Annotated in this window: 13 protein-coding genes; 8 read left to right on the top strand and 5 right to left on the bottom strand. The window is 72.0% G+C overall.

Annotated elements, in window-relative coordinates; translation table 11 throughout:
- Position 1 precedes the first annotated feature (1 nt).
- Positions 2-499, bottom strand: coding sequence for a bacterioferritin (gene bfr, locus CHC11_RS27720; protein WP_089314788.1), 498 nt, complete (start codon positions 497-499; stop codon positions 2-4).
- A gap of 95 nt (positions 500-594) precedes the next feature.
- Positions 595-906 carry a (2Fe-2S)-binding protein gene (locus CHC11_RS40615; RefSeq protein WP_143227347.1) on the bottom strand — a complete coding sequence of 104 codons (312 nt, stop codon included), beginning with the start codon at positions 904-906 and terminating at the stop codon, positions 595-597.
- A 233-nt stretch (positions 907-1,139) separates the two neighbouring features.
- On the opposite strand from CHC11_RS40615, the gene glgX reads away from it, so the two are divergent.
- The 5 genes from glgX to CHC11_RS27690 all read left to right on the top strand — a co-directional run bounded on the left by glgX (position 1,140) and on the right by CHC11_RS27690 (position 9,706).
- Positions 1,140-3,305: a glycogen debranching protein GlgX gene (gene glgX / locus CHC11_RS27710; RefSeq protein WP_089314787.1), complete on the top strand. Its 2,166-nt coding sequence runs from the start codon at positions 1,140-1,142 to the stop codon at positions 3,303-3,305.
- A gap of 15 nt (positions 3,306-3,320) precedes the next feature.
- Positions 3,321-5,714, top strand: coding sequence for a malto-oligosyltrehalose synthase (gene treY, locus CHC11_RS27705; RefSeq protein ID WP_089314786.1), 2,394 nt, complete (start codon positions 3,321-3,323; stop codon positions 5,712-5,714).
- The gene (treZ, locus tag CHC11_RS27700) at positions 5,711-7,540 is read left to right on the top strand and encodes a malto-oligosyltrehalose trehalohydrolase (protein WP_089314785.1); all 1,830 of its coding nucleotides are present in this window, start codon (positions 5,711-5,713) and stop codon (positions 7,538-7,540) included. The genes treY and treZ overlap by 4 nt, the downstream gene beginning before the upstream one ends.
- 123 nt (positions 7,541-7,663) lie before the next feature.
- Positions 7,664-8,335, top strand: a complete 672-nt coding sequence (locus CHC11_RS27695) for a response regulator transcription factor (protein ID WP_026402549.1) — start codon at positions 7,664-7,666, stop codon at positions 8,333-8,335.
- Between the two features lie 99 nt (positions 8,336-8,434).
- Positions 8,435-9,706, top strand: a complete 1,272-nt coding sequence (locus tag CHC11_RS27690) for an ATP-binding protein (RefSeq protein ID WP_089314784.1) — start codon at positions 8,435-8,437, stop codon at positions 9,704-9,706.
- An 18-nt stretch (positions 9,707-9,724) separates the two neighbouring features.
- Here CHC11_RS27690 and CHC11_RS27685 read toward each other — a convergent pair whose 3' ends face one another.
- Complete coding sequence (locus tag CHC11_RS27685; protein ID WP_245919857.1) at positions 9,725-10,312, bottom strand: GtrA family protein; 588 nt, start codon at positions 10,310-10,312, stop codon at positions 9,725-9,727.
- A 270-nt stretch (positions 10,313-10,582) separates the two neighbouring features.
- Here CHC11_RS27685 and CHC11_RS27680 point away from each other — a divergent pair, with 270 nt between their 5' ends.
- Together CHC11_RS27680 and purE are read left to right on the top strand one after the other, a co-directional pair.
- Positions 10,583-11,740: a 5-(carboxyamino)imidazole ribonucleotide synthase gene (locus CHC11_RS27680; protein WP_089314782.1), complete on the top strand. Its 1,158-nt coding sequence runs from the start codon at positions 10,583-10,585 to the stop codon at positions 11,738-11,740.
- 49 nt (positions 11,741-11,789) lie between these two features.
- A complete protein-coding gene (purE, locus tag CHC11_RS27675; RefSeq protein WP_089314976.1) occupies positions 11,790-12,257 on the top strand; it encodes a 5-(carboxyamino)imidazole ribonucleotide mutase in 468 nt (155 codons plus the stop codon).
- A gap of 76 nt (positions 12,258-12,333) precedes the next feature.
- Here purE and CHC11_RS27670 read toward each other — a convergent pair whose 3' ends face one another.
- Entirely contained in the window at positions 12,334-12,753 is a 420-nt protein-coding gene (locus tag CHC11_RS27670; RefSeq protein WP_089314781.1) for a CoA-binding protein, read from the bottom strand.
- Between the two features lie 38 nt (positions 12,754-12,791).
- The gene (locus CHC11_RS27665; protein WP_089314780.1) at positions 12,792-14,126 is read right to left on the bottom strand and encodes a UDP-glucose dehydrogenase family protein; all 1,335 of its coding nucleotides are present in this window, start codon (positions 14,124-14,126) and stop codon (positions 12,792-12,794) included.
- Positions 14,127-14,129: 3 nt separating this feature from the next.
- Between CHC11_RS27665 and CHC11_RS43960 the strand changes: the two genes are divergently transcribed.
- Positions 14,130-14,381, top strand: a 252-nt coding sequence (locus CHC11_RS43960) for an acyl-CoA dehydrogenase family protein (protein WP_425427349.1), incomplete at its 3' end; no start/stop codon positions are given.

Genomic DNA, 14,381 nt, shown 5'->3' with positions numbered 1-14,381 from the left:
CTCAGACGGGGCTCGGACCGCCCTCGCCGGGCGAGCCGGTGAGGCGCTGCAGGTAGTTCTGCTCGCCGAGGGCCTGGACGAGGCTCAGCTCGGTCTCCAGGTAGTCGATGTGCTCCTCCTCGTCGGCGAGGATCTCCTCGAAGATCCGGGCGGAGGTGACGTCGCCGCGCGAGCGCATGAGCTCGATGCCGGGCCGGAGCCGGGCCACGGCCTCCATCTCGACCTCCAGGTCCGCCTTGAGCTGCTCGACGATGGTCTGCCCGATGCGCAGGGTGCCGAGCTTCTGGTAGTTCGGCAGGCCCTCCAGGAACAGGATCCGGTCGGTGAGCCGCTCCGCGTGCCGCATCTCGTCGAAGGACTCGTCGCGGGTGTGCTTGGCGATGCGGGTGAATCCCCAGTTCTCCTGCATCTTCGCGTGCAGGAAGTACTGGTTGATCGCCGTGAGCTCGGCGGTGAGCTGCTCGTTCAGCAGAGCAATGATGTCGTTGTCGCCTTCCATGGCCCCATGCTTCCATGCCGGAGTGGATCCGGGACAGTACCTAATCACACACAGTGCGTTCCCATATGGAAACGGACAGTAAGGATGGGGTCTGCTCAGGCGGCGGTCGAGGAGGCGGGGCCGCTGCCGGCGGTCTCGCGCATGACCTGCGCGGGCTCCGGGAGCGGCGGGCCGGCGAGGGGCGCGTCGGGGACGGCCGCCAGGGCGTGCGGGCCGCCGGCCAGGGCGTCCGCCAGGGTGGCGGAGGCGCGGTACTCGCTGACCATCGTGTGGATGCGCTTGGTGCACAGCCCGCAGCCCGGCTTGAAGCCGCAGGCCGCCTTGACGGCCTTGGCGGTCGTGCAACCACTCGCCATGCAGCCGTGAACGTCGTCCTCTGTGACGGCGTTGCAGATGCAGACGTACATTCCGGTGGGAGACCTTCCGTGCGGCTCGTCCTCTTCGCAGCGTGCCCCACCAGCGCCGGTAAGGGCGCCCTCATTAAGGTAAGGCTCCCCTAACGTAACCCACGGATGTCCGTTCTGGCCAGTGGGGTCCCGATCGGTGTGATCCATCCCCCAGGGGGAAGAGCTTCGGGGGTGCGGCCCCCGGAACGTGCGCGCTCGGGCGCCGGCGCCGCACCCGACGAAGGGCGGAACAATTGGCTCAGGTTTGGCCGGGTGACGCCTACCCCCTGGGGGCCCGGTTCGACGGCGCTGGAACGAACTTCGCCGTCTTCTCCGAGGTGGCCGAGAAGGTGGAGCTGTGCCTTTTCGACGGACCGGCGGGCGACGGCGAGGAGACGCGGCTGACGCTGCCGGAGGTGGACGCCTTCGTGTGGCACGGCTACCTGCCGGGCGTCATGCCGGGACGCCGCTACGGGTTCCGCGTGCACGGCCCCTACGATCCGCCGCGCGGCCTGCGCTGCAACCCCGCGAAGCTGCTGCTCGACCCGTACGCGCAGGCCGTCGAGGGGCAGGTCGACTGGGACGAGGCGTGCTTCGGGTACAACTTCGGCGACCCCTGGTCGCGCAACGACGCCGACTCGGCGCGCCACACCATGCGGTCGGTGGTGGTCAGCCCGTACTTCGACTGGGGGGACGACCGCCCGCCCCGCACCCCGTACCACGAGACGGTGATCTACGAGGCGCACGTCAAGGGGCTCACCGCCCGGCATCCGGACATCCCGCCGGCGATGCGCGGCACGTACGCGGCGCTCGGCCATCCGGTGATCACCGATCATCTGCGCTCGATCGGGGTGACGGCGGTCGAGCTGATGCCCGTCCACCAGTTCGTCCACGACGACGCGCTGATCGGCCGCGGGCTGCGCAACTACTGGGGCTACAACACCATCGGCTTCTTCGCGCCGCACAACGAGTACTCCTCGTCCGGGCACCGGGGCGAGCAGGTGCTGGAGTTCAAGGCGATGGTGAAGTCGCTGCACGAGGCCGGGATCGAGGTGATCCTGGACGTCGTCTACAACCACACCGCCGAGGGCAACCACCTCGGGCCGACGCTGTCGTTCCGCGGGATCGACAACGCCTCGTACTACCGGCTCACCGAGGACGACGCCCGCTACTACATGGACACCACGGGCACCGGCAACAGCCTGCTGATGCGCAGCCCCCACGTGCTGCAACTGATCATGGACTCGCTGCGGTTCTGGGTGACCGAGATGCACGTGGACGGGTTCCGCTTCGACCTCGCCGCCACGCTGGCCCGCGAGCTGCACGCGGTGGACCGGCTGTCGGCGTTCTTCGACCTCGTCCAGCAGGACCCGGTGGTCTCGCAGGTCAAGCTGATCGCCGAGCCGTGGGACGTGGGGGAGGGCGGCTACCAGGTCGGCAACTTCCCGCCGCTGTGGACGGAGTGGAACGGCCAGTACCGCGACACGACGCGCGACTACTGGCGCGGGCAGCCGGGCACGCTGCCCGACTTCGCCTCCCGGCTGACGGGCTCCTCGGACCTGTACGCCGACGACGGCCGCCGCCCCATCGCCTCGATCAACTTCGTGACCTGCCATGACGGCTTCACGCTGCACGACCTCGTCTCCTACGACGGCAAGCACAACGAGGCCAACGGGGAGGGCAACCGGGACGGCACCGACGACAACCGGTCCTGGAACTGCGGCCACGAGGGCGCGACGGACGACCTGGACATCATCTCGCTGCGCGAGCGGCAGAAGCGCAACTTCCTGACCACGCTGTTCCTGTCGCAGGGCGTGCCGATGCTCCTGCACGGCGACGAGATGGGCCGGACGCAGGGGGGCAACAACAACGCCTACTGCCAGGACACCGAGCTGTCCTGGGTCGACTGGACGGGCCTGCGCGACGACACGTTCTTCGACGAGCGCGGCCCGCTGCTCGACTTCGTCCGCCGCCTGTCCGCGCTGCGCACCGAGCATCCGGTGTTCCGGCGGCGCCGCTTCTTCCGCGGCGGCGGCGACGGCTCCAGGCGCACCCGCGCGGGCGCGGGGCCCGAGGACCTGCCCGACCTCGTCTGGTTCACGCCCGGCGGGGCGGAGATGACCGGCCGGGACTGGTCCGCCGGCTTCAACAAGTCGCTGACCGTGTTCCTGAACGGCGACGCGATAGGCGAACCGGACCGGCGCGGACGGCAGGTCAGGGACGCCTCGTTCCTGCTGCTCGTCAACGCCCACGACGGGGACCTGGCGTTCGCGCTTCCGCCCGTGCTGTACGGGCAGATGTGGGTAAAAGTGCTCGACACCGCAGATCCGCTGCTCGCCGAGGAGGAGTCGCCCGTCGTGAAGTCCCGCGAGAACGTGCCGGTCGCCGCCCGCTCCGTCCAGGTCATGCGCCGGGTCTGAGGCAGGGATACGCAGATGGACGAGGACATCCGGACGGACGGCGCGCCGGCGGACGGCGGCATCCAGGCCGAGCCCGTCCCCGAGGAACCGCCCCCCGTCGCCGAACCCCCCGAGGAAACCGTGTCCGAGGACCACAGGCCCGAACGGGCGGAGACATCCGAACTCGTGGACAGGGGCGTTCCGGAGGAGGACGCCCTCGCCGCGCCGCCGACCGGCACCTACCGCCTCCAGCTCCGCGGGACGCCCGAGGAGCACTTCGGCTTCGCCGACGCCGCGGCGCTGGCCCCCTACCTGGCGGCTCTCGGCGTGTCGCACGTCTACCTCTCCCCGGTCCTGCAGGCCGCGCCGGGCTCCACGCACGGCTACGACGTCGTCGACCACGCCCGGCTTTCGGAGGAGCTGGGCGGGCCCGAGGCGTTCGGCGCCATGGTGACCCGGTTCCGGGCGCACGGGCTGCGGGTGCTGGTGGACGTCGTCCCGAACCACATGGCGATCCCGGAGCCGGCCGAGCTGAACCTGCCGTTCGCGGACGTCCTGGCGGAGGGGCCGCGGTCGCGCTTCGCCGGGTGGTTCGACATCGACTGGGAGGCGGGCGGCGGGCGGATCGTGCCGCCCGGCGAGGGCGATCCCAACTACCGGCGCTTCTTCGACATCTCCGGCCTGATCGGGCTGCGGCAGGAGGAGGCGGAGGTCTTCGAGCGCACGCACGCGCTGCTGCTGAGCCTGCTCCGGGACCGCATGGTGGACGGGCTGCGCGTCGACCATCCCGACGGGCTCGCCGACCCGCGCGGCTACCTGCGGTGGCTCGCCGAGGCCGCCCCGGACCGCTGGCTGCTCGTCGAGAAGATCACCGAGGGGGAGGAGCGGCTGCCGCCGGACTGGCCGTGCGCGGGCACCACCGGCTACGACGCGCTCGGCATGGTCGGCGGGCTGTTCCTCGATCCCGCCGGGGAGAAGCCGCTGACCGACTACTACGTGTCGCTCACCGGCAATCCCGCCGACTTCGAGGAGGTCGAGCGCGACGCCCGGATGCACGCCGCCACGCACAGCCTCACGCCCGAGATCGGGCGGCTCCAGCGCGTCCTCGACCGGGTCGTGGGCGAGCGCCGTCCCGGCCTGGAACGGGCTCTGGTCGAACTGCTGGTCGCCATGCCCGTCTACCGCGCGTACGTCGTGCCCGGGGAGGACGCGCCCCAGCAGGCCGTGGACGTCGTGAACGAGGCCGCCCGCCGTGCGCGCGCGCACCTGCCGGAGGACATGCACGGCGACCTCGAGGTCATCGTGGATCTGGCCCTCGGACGCGGTGAGCGCACCGACGCCGAGTTCATCGTGCGGTTCCAGCAGACGTCGTCCCCGCTGGCCGCCAAGGGCGTGGAGGACACGGCGTTCTACCGGTGGAACCGCATGGCCGCGCTGAACGAGGTCGGTGGTGCGCCAGGGCGGTTCAGCGTCGGCCAGGCGGACTTCCACTCGTTCTGCATACGGCTTGCCCGCGACTGGCCGTTGACGATGACGACGCTGTCCACACACGACACCAAGCGCGAGGAGGACGTGCGCGCCTGGCTGGCGGTGCTGTCGGAACTGCCCGCCGAGTGGGCCGAATCGGTGGAGCGGTGGCGGAACTGGGGTCCCGGCGCATCACCCTTGGAGCCGGACCTGGAATACCTGTTCTGGCAGACGCTCGTCGGTGCGTGGCCGCTCACCATCGGACGGCTGGAGGAGTTCCTCACCAAGGCGATGCGCGAGGCCAAGACGCGCACTTCCTGGGCCGAACCGGATCCCGGCTACGAGGAGGCCGTCCTGGAGTACGCGCGCGGCGTCCTGGCCGATCCGGACCTGGTGACCGACATGACGTCGTTCGTCGCGAAGCTGGCCCCGTACGCGCGCGTGAACACGCTCGGGCAGAAGCTCGTCCAGCTGGCGATGCCGGGCGTCCCCGACGTCTACCAGGGCTGCGAGATGACGGGCCTGTCACTGGTCGACCCCGACAACCGGCGGCCGGTCGACTACGGGCGGCGCCGCGAGCACCTGTTCCGGCTCGACACCGGGCGGCAGCCGAAGGAAGTGGACGACGAGAAGCTGCTGCTCACGTCCCGGGCGCTGCGGCTGCGCCGGTCCCATCCCGAGTGGTTCGGTCCCGGTTCCCGGCACGAGCCGGTCGCCGCGCGCGGGCCCGCGGCGGAGCACGTCGTGGGGTTCGCCCGGGGCGAGGCCGTCGCGCTCGCCACCCGGCTTCCCGTGGGCCTGGAACGCCGCGGCGGCTGGAAGGGAACGCGCGTGGACGTCCGCCGCCAGGGCTGGCGGGACGTCCTGACCGGCTGCACCCACATGGGCCCGATCCTGGAGGTCTCGCGCGTGTTCGAGCACCTTCCCGTCGCGCTGCTCGTCCCCCGGGAGATCGATCGGTGAGCACCCGTTTCGAGGTCTGGGCCCCGGCCGCCGGCCGCGTGGACGTCGAGGCCGGCGGCGTCCGGTTCGCCATGCGGGCGCGGTCTTCCGCATCGGGGCCGTCCGGATGGTGGGAGGCCGACGTCGCGGACGCCTCCCATGGGACCGACTACGGGTTCGTCCTGGACGAGGCGGACGAAGTACTGCCCGACCCCCGTTCGCCCTGGCAGCCCAACGGCGTGCACGGGCAGAGCCGCGTCTACGACCATGGACGGTTCGCCTGGACCGACCAGCACTGGCACGGCCGCCCGCTGGCCGGCAGCGTCCTGTACGAGATGCACGTGGGCACGTTCACGCCCGAGGGGACGTTCGACGCGGCGATCGAGCGTCTCGACCACCTGGTGGCGCTCGGCATAGACGCCGTGGAACTGCTGCCGGTCGCGTCCTTCCCCGGCGATCACGGCTGGGGTTACGACGGTGTCCACCTTTGGGCGCCGCATGAGCCCTACGGCGGCCCGGACGGTCTGAAGCGTTTCGTGGACGCCGCCCATGCGCGCGGTCTGGCCGTCGTCCTGGACGTCGTCTACAACCACCTGGGGCCGGACGGAAATCGTCTGGGAAGCTTCGGCCCGTACTTCACGAGCGCCCATGCCACTCCCTGGGGCGACGCAGTGAACTTCGACCAGGAAGGTTCGGACGAGGTCCGCGCGTTCGTCGTCCAGAACGCGCTGATGTGGTTGCGCGACCACCACTTCGACGGGCTGCGCCTCGACGCCGTCCATGCCATCACCGACCACGGCGCGGTCCACCTCCTGGAAGAGATGGGACGCGCCGTGGCGGCGCTTTCGGCTCACCTTGGCCGGGAACTGTTCCTCATCGCCGAATCGGACCTGAACGACCCGCGCCTGGTGACGTCCAGAGAAGCGGGCGGGTACGGCTTGGACGCCCAGTGGAGCGACGACTTCCACCACGCCCTGCACGCCGCGCTCACCGGCGAGAGGCAGGGCTACTACTGCGACTTCGGCTCTCTGGAAACGCTGGAGAAGGCTTTCACCAAAGCGTTCGTGCACGACGGAACCATGTCGACCTACCGGGGGCGGCACCACGGCCGACCGGTGAATGTCCGGGAGACGCCCGCACACAGATTCCTCGGTTTCCTGCAGAACCACGACCAGGTGGGCAACCGCGCTGCGGGCGACCGCATCGGCGCCCTTCTGCCGTCCCCCGGCCTGCTCAAAGTCGGCGCGGCGCTGCTCCTGCTCGCGCCTTTCACGCCCATGCTCTTCATGGGCGAGGAATGGGGCGCGACGACCCCGTGGTGCTACTTCACCGACCATCAGGACCCCGAACTGGCGCGCGCGGTCAGCGAAGGACGGCGGCGCGAGTTCTCCCGGCACGGCTGGAGCGGCGAGGTCCCCGATCCACAGGCTGTGGACACGTTCCGCCGGTCCGTCCTCGACTGGGCCGAGCCGGACCGGCCGCCGCACGCCGACCTGCTCGGATGGCACCGCGACCTGATCGCGCTGCGGCGCTCGCGGCCCGAGCTGAACGACCCCCGGCTGACCGCGACGACGGTCGAGACGGGCGGCGGGGCGGATGGTGTCGCGGCGCGCCGGCTGACCGTGCGGCGCGGCTCGGTGTGGGTGGCGGCGAACCTCGGTGACCGGCCCGTCCTGGTTCCGGTGCCCGGTCCCGGCGAGGCCGCCCCCGGGCTGCTGCTCGCGTCGGATCCGGCAATTCGCCTTGACCCGGTCGGTCTCGGCGATTCCGGAACGGCATCGGTCGTGCTGCCCGGCGCCTCGGTCGCGGTGCTCGACCTGGCCGGGCCCCCCGCACTGCGGGCATGATACGGCCTACATCCCGATCACACCCGAAAAGGGGTGTTCGTCGATGTACTACGAGTGGCAAACCGCAGGTCAAGAGCGCGGCGGTAGCCCAGCAAAGGTCAAGATTGGTCATACGATCGGTTCATGACCTCAGTACTGCTCGCCGAGGACGACACGTCCATCTCCGAGCCTCTCGCCCGCGCGCTGCGTCGCGAGGGGTACACCGTCGAAGTCAGCCCCGACGGCCCGCAGGCGCTGGAGAGGGCGCTCGGGGGCGGCGTGGACCTGATCGTCCTCGATCTCGGCCTTCCCGAGCTGGACGGCCTTGAGGTGGCCCGCCGGGTGCGGGCCGAGGGGCATGGCGTGCCCATCCTGATCCTCACCGCCCGCGCCGACGAGGTCGACACCGTCGTCGGGCTGGACGCGGGCGCCGACGACTACGTGACCAAGCCGTTCCGGCTCGCCGAGCTGCTCGCGCGGGTGCGCGCTCTGCTGCGCCGGGGCAGCACCGAGACTCCGATCGTCCAGGGGGTGCGGATCGACGCCGAGTCGCGCCGCGCCTGGATGGGCGAGCAGGAGCTGCAGCTCACCACCAAGGAGTTCGACCTGCTGCGCGTCCTCGTGCGGGACGCGGGCAAGGTCGTGACCCGCGAACAGATCATGCGCGAGGTGTGGGACACCAACTGGTGGGGTTCCACCAAGACCCTCGACATGCATATTTCCTGGCTGCGCCGCAAGCTCGGCGACGACGCCGGCAGTCCCCGCTACATCACCACGGTGCGGGGCGTCGGCTTCCGGTTCGAGCGCGGCGACTAGCACCGGCCGCCGCGGTCGGGCGGGACGCCGGGGGCCTTCCCGAGAGGCCCCCGGGGCGCGTGCCGCACGATCCGCGGCCCCACCCTCGAAGGAGCCCTGATGAGGCGCCGACTGCTCCTGTCGACGCTCGCGGTGGCGGTGGTCGCGCTGCTCCTGCTCGGCATACCCCTCGCCTACGCCGCGCACAAGCTCGTCTACGAGGAGGCCGGCCGGTCGCTCGACCGGGAGGCGTCCTCCATCGCCGGCGGCGTCGGCTACAGCCTGGAGGCGCGCCAGCCGGTGACCCCGGCGGTCCTCGCCCGGGAGTACCCGGGCCGGCACGTCTCGATCACGCTGCCGGACGGCCGGACGCTCACCGCCGGGCCGCAGCGGCGCGGGCGCGTCCTGGCGGCGACGGCGGTGCACGGCCGGGTCAGGGTGCGGGTGTCGCGCCCGGAGGCGCAGGTCCGCGACGCCGCGCTGCGGCTGCTCCTGCTCGTCGGCAGCCTGGCCCTGCTCGGCGTGGCCGTCACGGTCGGCCTGGCGATGGTGCAGGCCCGCAGGCTGACGCTGCCGCTGGTCGACCTCGCCGAGACCGCCGACCGGCTCGGCAGCGGCAACGCCCGGCCGCGCCCGCGCCGCTACGGCATCCCCGAGGTCGACCGGGTCGCCGAGGTGCTGGACCGCAGCGCCGTCCGCATCACCGACCTGCTGGTCGCCAGCCGCGAGTTCGCGGCCGACGCCAGCCACCAGCTCCGCACCCCGCTGACCGCGCTGTCCATGCGGCTGGAGGAGATGATCGAGGCGGCCGACTACCCCGACGTCGTCCGGGAGGAGGGCGCGGCGGCGGTCGCGCAGGCCGAGCGGCTCGTCGCGGTCGTCGAGCAGCTGCTCGCCCGCGCCCGGCACGACCGGACCGGCGGCGCCGTGCCGTCCCCGATCGACGAGATCATCGCCCAGCAGGTCGAGGAGTGGCGGCCGAGCTTCCGCAAGGCCGGCCGGGACGTGCGGATCATCGGCGAGCAGGGCCTCGTCGGCATGACCCACCCCGAGGGCCTCTCCCAGATCGTCGCCACGCTTCTGGAGAACTCGCTGACGCACGGCGCCGGCACGGTGACCATCCACACCAAGCCGGGTGCGAGCTCGGTGGTGCTGGAGGTCGGCGACGAGGGCGAGGGCATCCCGTCGGAGCTGGAGCCCCGCATCTTCGAGCGCAGCGTCTCCGGGGGCCGCGGCACCGGCCTCGGCCTCTACCTGGCCCGCTCCCTGGCGGTGGTGGACGGCGGACGCCTGGAGCTGATCCAGTCGCGTCCCGCGGTGTTCGGGGTCTTCCTGCGCCAGGCCGCCGAGGTCCGGCTGGCCGCCGAACGCGTGGTCATGGGCCCCGCCTGAGAACCGGCCGGGTGCCGGTCAGATCTCGGCGTAGTCCTCGGCGGTGCGGTCGAGGGGGCGCGGGAGCCGGGGCGCGGGGCCCGGGGCGGGGGCGCGGGTCGCGCCGGGGCCCTCGGCGGCGGGCTCGCCCGCGGGGGCCTCGGGCAGTCCGGACGCCGGGTCGACGTGCGGGGCGCTCGCCGGCAGGAACACCCACTTCTTGTAGGACCAGAAGCGGAACAGCGTCGCCACCCCGGTGCCGACGATCAGCGCGATGTTGAAGAACACGGCGCCGTCCAGCCCGAGGACGTAGTGCGAGAAGCCGAGGAACAGCTCGGTGATCACCAGGCCGACGCCGTTCAGCGCGAAGAACAGCACGTACTCGCGGCCGATGCCGGTGCGGTCGCGGTGCCGGAACGTCCAGTAGCGGTTGGCCAGGTAGGAGAACGTCGTCGCGATCACCGTGGCGACGCCGTTGGACGTCAGCGGGCCCACCCCCAGTCCGGTGTGCAGGCCGTTGCCGATCGCGAACGTGATGACGAACGCGATGGCGCCCACGCTGCCGAACTGGGCCAGTTCCCGCACGAGGTGCGCGAAACGCCGGTGGATCTTGGCGACCAGGCTCACGAAGGGAAACCGTCCTTCCAGGCTTGCACTTTGGGGCGCGGCCGGCGGCCGGCGACTGCGGGGGAGGCACCACGAGGATAGACGCCCGTGCCTCCCGGGACGGCGGAACATGAACGTTTCACGCTCACGCCCCGTTCCGTGCCCATTGCCGAGCTCCCCACACACCGTCGACGATCCCACGCATTTCGACCCCCACGCACCTTCGACGCGGACGCCGCGTGATTCGTTCGCCCGCCCGCCCGATAGCCTTTCGGCGTGAAGGTTCGTGAGATGCCCGTGGTCGGGATGGCGGGCGGAGGGCAGCTCGCAAGGATGACCCAGCAGGCCGCGATCGCGCTCGGCGTTCCGCTGCGCGTGCTCGCCGGGGCGCCGGACGAGTCGGCGGCGGTGGTCGTCTCGGACGTGCGGGTCGGCAACGACCGCGCCCTCGACGACCTGCTGGCCTTCGCCCAGGGCTGCGACGTGGTGACGTTCGACCACGAGCACGTCCCGGGGCCGCACATCCAGAAGCTGGAGGCCGCGGGCGTCCCGTGCCGGCCCGGGTCGGCCGCCCTCGCGCACGCCCAGGACAAGCTCGTCATGCGCGAACGCCTGAGCGAGCTCGGCGTTCCCTGCCCCGCCTACGCGCCCGTCCCGTCGCCGGAGCCGCGGGCGTTCCTGGAGGCGTTCGGCCGCGAGCACGGCTGGCCGCTGGTCCTGAAGTCCACGCGCGGCGGCTACGACGGCAAGGGCGTGTGGGTCGTCGGCGACCTTGAGGAGGCCCGGGTCGCCGACCGGCTGCAGGCCGAGGGCGTCGACCTGATGGTGGAGCAGCACGTCGCCTTCGGCCGCGAGCTGGCCGCGCTCGTCGCGCGCTCCCCGTACGGGCAGGGCGCCGCCTACCCGATCGTGGAGACCGTCCAGGAGGGCGGGATCTGCACCGAGGTGATCTCGCCCGCCCCCGGCCTGTCGAAGGACCTCTCCACCGAGGCGCAGAGCCTCGCCCTGCGCGTCGCGGACGAGCTGGGCGTCGTCGGCCTCCTCGCCGTCGAGCTCTTCGAGACCGGCGCCGGCCTGCTGGTGAACGAGCTGGCCATGCGCCCGCACAACTCCGGGCACTGGACGATCGAGGGCGCCCGGACGTCGCAGTTCGAGCAGCACCTGCGGGCCGTCCTGGACCTGCCGCTCGGCTCCACCGAGCCCACCGCCCCCTACACGGTGATGGCCAACGTCCTCGGCGGCGACGACCCGGACGTCTACCCCCGCTACATCCACGTGATGGCCCACGACCCGGGCGTCAAGGTGCACATGTACGGCAAGGCGTCCCGTCCGGGACGCAAGATCGGCCATGTGACCGCGCTCGGCGCCGACCTGGCCGAGGTCCGCGAGCGCGCCCGGCACGCCGCCGACTACCTGCGCTGGGGCCCCGCGATGAAAGAGCATCAGTGAGCGAGTTCGAGGGGAGGCGCGCGTGAGCGACCCGGTCGTCGGCGTGGTGATGGGGAGCGACTCGGACTGGCCCGTCATGGAGGCCGCAGCCAGGGCGCTCGACGAGTTCGGCGTCCCCTACGAGGCCGACGTGGTGTCCGCGCACCGCATGCCGCACGACATGATCGCCTACGGGGAGGGCGCGGCCGCCCGCGGCCTCCGCGTGATCATCGCGGGGGCGGGCGGCGCCGCGCACCTGCCGGGCATGCTGGCCTCGGTGACGCCGCTGCCGGTGATCGGCGTGCCCGTCCCGCTGAAGTACCTGGACGGGATGGACTCGCTGCTGTCGATCGTGCAGATGCCCGCGGGCGTCCCGGTCGCCACGGTGGCGGTCGGCGCGGCCCGCAACGCCGGGCTGCTGGCCGTCCGGATCCTGGCCGCCTCCGACGACGACCTGCGGGCCAAGATGACGGTGTTCCAGCAGGACCTCTACGGACAGGCCAAGGCGAAGGGCGCGCGGCTCCGAGAGCGGCTCTGAGAGCGGCTCTGAGAGCGGCTCCGAGAGCGGCTCTGAGCGGCGCCCGCCGCCGGGCCGGCAGGCGCCGCGGGACCGGTCAGCGCCGCAGGGCCCACTCGACGGCGGGGCAGCGGTCCATGACGACGTCGAGCCCGGCGTCCCTGGCGCGCCGGGCCGCCGCCTCGTCGACCACCTGGAGCGGCAGCCACACCGCCTTCGCGCCCGCCGCGATCGCCTCGTCCACCGCCTGCCCGGCGTGCTCGGCGCGGCGGTAGACGCCCACCACGTCCACCTCGGCGGCGTCCGGGACGTCGGCGAGGGAGGCGTACCCCTTCTCGCCGAGCACCTCCCGCGCCTCGGGGTGGACGGGGATGATCCGCTTCCCGCGCTGCTGCATCAGCCGGGCCTGGCTGTGGACCTCCCGGGCCGGGTTGTCCCCCAGCCCGACGAAGGCCCACGTCCTCGACTCGTTCAGCAGGCGGCGGATCACGGCCTGGTCGGCGAAGTCAGCGCTCATGCCGCCACAACACCGCCCGCGGCCGCTTTAGTTCCGCGTCAGGGGCGCCCGAGGGCCCGGTAGTTCCACCCGGCCGCGCGCCACAGCTCGGGGTCGAGCGCGTTGCGCCCGTCCACGATGTTGCGCTCCGCCACGGCCTCGGCGACCGTGGCCGGGTCCATGTCCCGGAACTCCGCCCACTCGGTCAGCAGCAGGACGGCGTGCGCGTCCTGGACGGCCGACATCGCCGACTCGCCGTACTCCAGCGTCGGCTGGGCGCGGCGCGCGTTGCGCATGGCCTGCGGGTCGTAGACGGTCACCCTGGCGCCCTGGGCGCGGATGGAGGCGGCCACGTCCAGTGCGGGGGAGTCGCGCACGTCGTCGGAGTTCGGCTTGAACGCGGCGCCGAGGACGCCGACCGTCCGCCCGGCGAAGGAGCCGCCGAGCAGCTGCCGGGCGAGGTCCACCATCCGGATCCGGCGCCGGATGTTGATCTCGTCGACCTCGCGCAGGAAGCTCAGCGCCTGGTCGGCGCCGAGCTCGCCCGCCCGGGCCATGAAGGCCCGGATGTCCTTCGGCAGGCAGCCGCCGCCGAACCCCAGCCCCGGGCCGAGGAACTTGCCGCCGATCCGGTCGTCGTAGGACAGCGCCTCCGAGAGCTTCGTCACGTCCGCGTGGGCGGCCTCGCACACCTCCGCCATCGCGTTGATGAACGAGATCTTGGTGGCGAGGAACGCGTTCGCCGACACCTTGACCAGCTCGGCGGTGGGGAAGTCGGCGGTGATGAAGGGCGTCCCTTCGGCGATCATCGTCCGGTAGACCTCGCGGAGCACCTTCTCGGCGTGCTCGGCGGCGCCCTGCTCGGCGGGCAGCCCGACCACGATCCGGTCGGGGTGCATGGTGTCCTGGACGGCGAAGCCCTCGCGCAGGAACTCGGGGTTCCACGCGAGCACGGCGTCCCCGCCCGCCGGGGCCGCCTTGGCGAGCGCCTCGCCGAGCCGCGCGGCCGTCCCCACCGGCACGGTCGACTTGCCGACGATCAGGCAGGGCCGCTCCAGCAGCGGGGCCAGCGACGCGATCGCGCCGTCGACGTAGGTCAGGTCGGCCGCGTACTCCCCGGCCTTCTGCGGGGTCCCCACGCACAGGAAGTGGACGTCGCCGAACTCCGCGACCTCCTCGTAGGACGTGGTGAAGCGCAGCCGCCCGGTCTCCAGCCCCCTGCGCAGCACGGGTTCGAGCCCCGGCTCGTACACGGGCAGGTCGCCGGCCGAGAGCCGCGCGATCTTCTCCTCGTCCACGTCGAGAGCCAGTACCTCGAAGCCCAGGTCGGCCATGCACGCCGCGTGGGTCGCGCCGAGGTAACCGGTTCCGATGACCGTCAGCCGGTGGGACAAGGCATGCTCCTCTCCGTTCGCTGTCGCCGACTAGCGGCCCTACTGGACACGTGCCCGCCGCGGGCGGGTACCCGCGCCCGCCACCCTTGCCTACCGGCCGGTAGCATCGGCGCCATGAGTACTGATTTTCCCACGTACGCGCCGTCTGAGGAGCATGAGTTGCTGCGGCGTTCGGTGCGTGAGCTGGCCGAGGCCAAGATCGCTCCTTTCGCGGCGGAGGTGGATGAGGAGTCGCGGTTCCCGCAGGAGGCGTTG

The sequence above is a fragment of the Actinomadura mexicana genome, from assembly GCF_900188105.1.
Classification (GTDB): domain Bacteria; phylum Actinomycetota; class Actinomycetes; order Streptosporangiales; family Streptosporangiaceae; genus Spirillospora; species Spirillospora mexicana.
The sequence above is the reverse complement of the archived record's forward strand: the minus strand, read 5'-3'. Positions and strand labels throughout refer to the sequence as shown.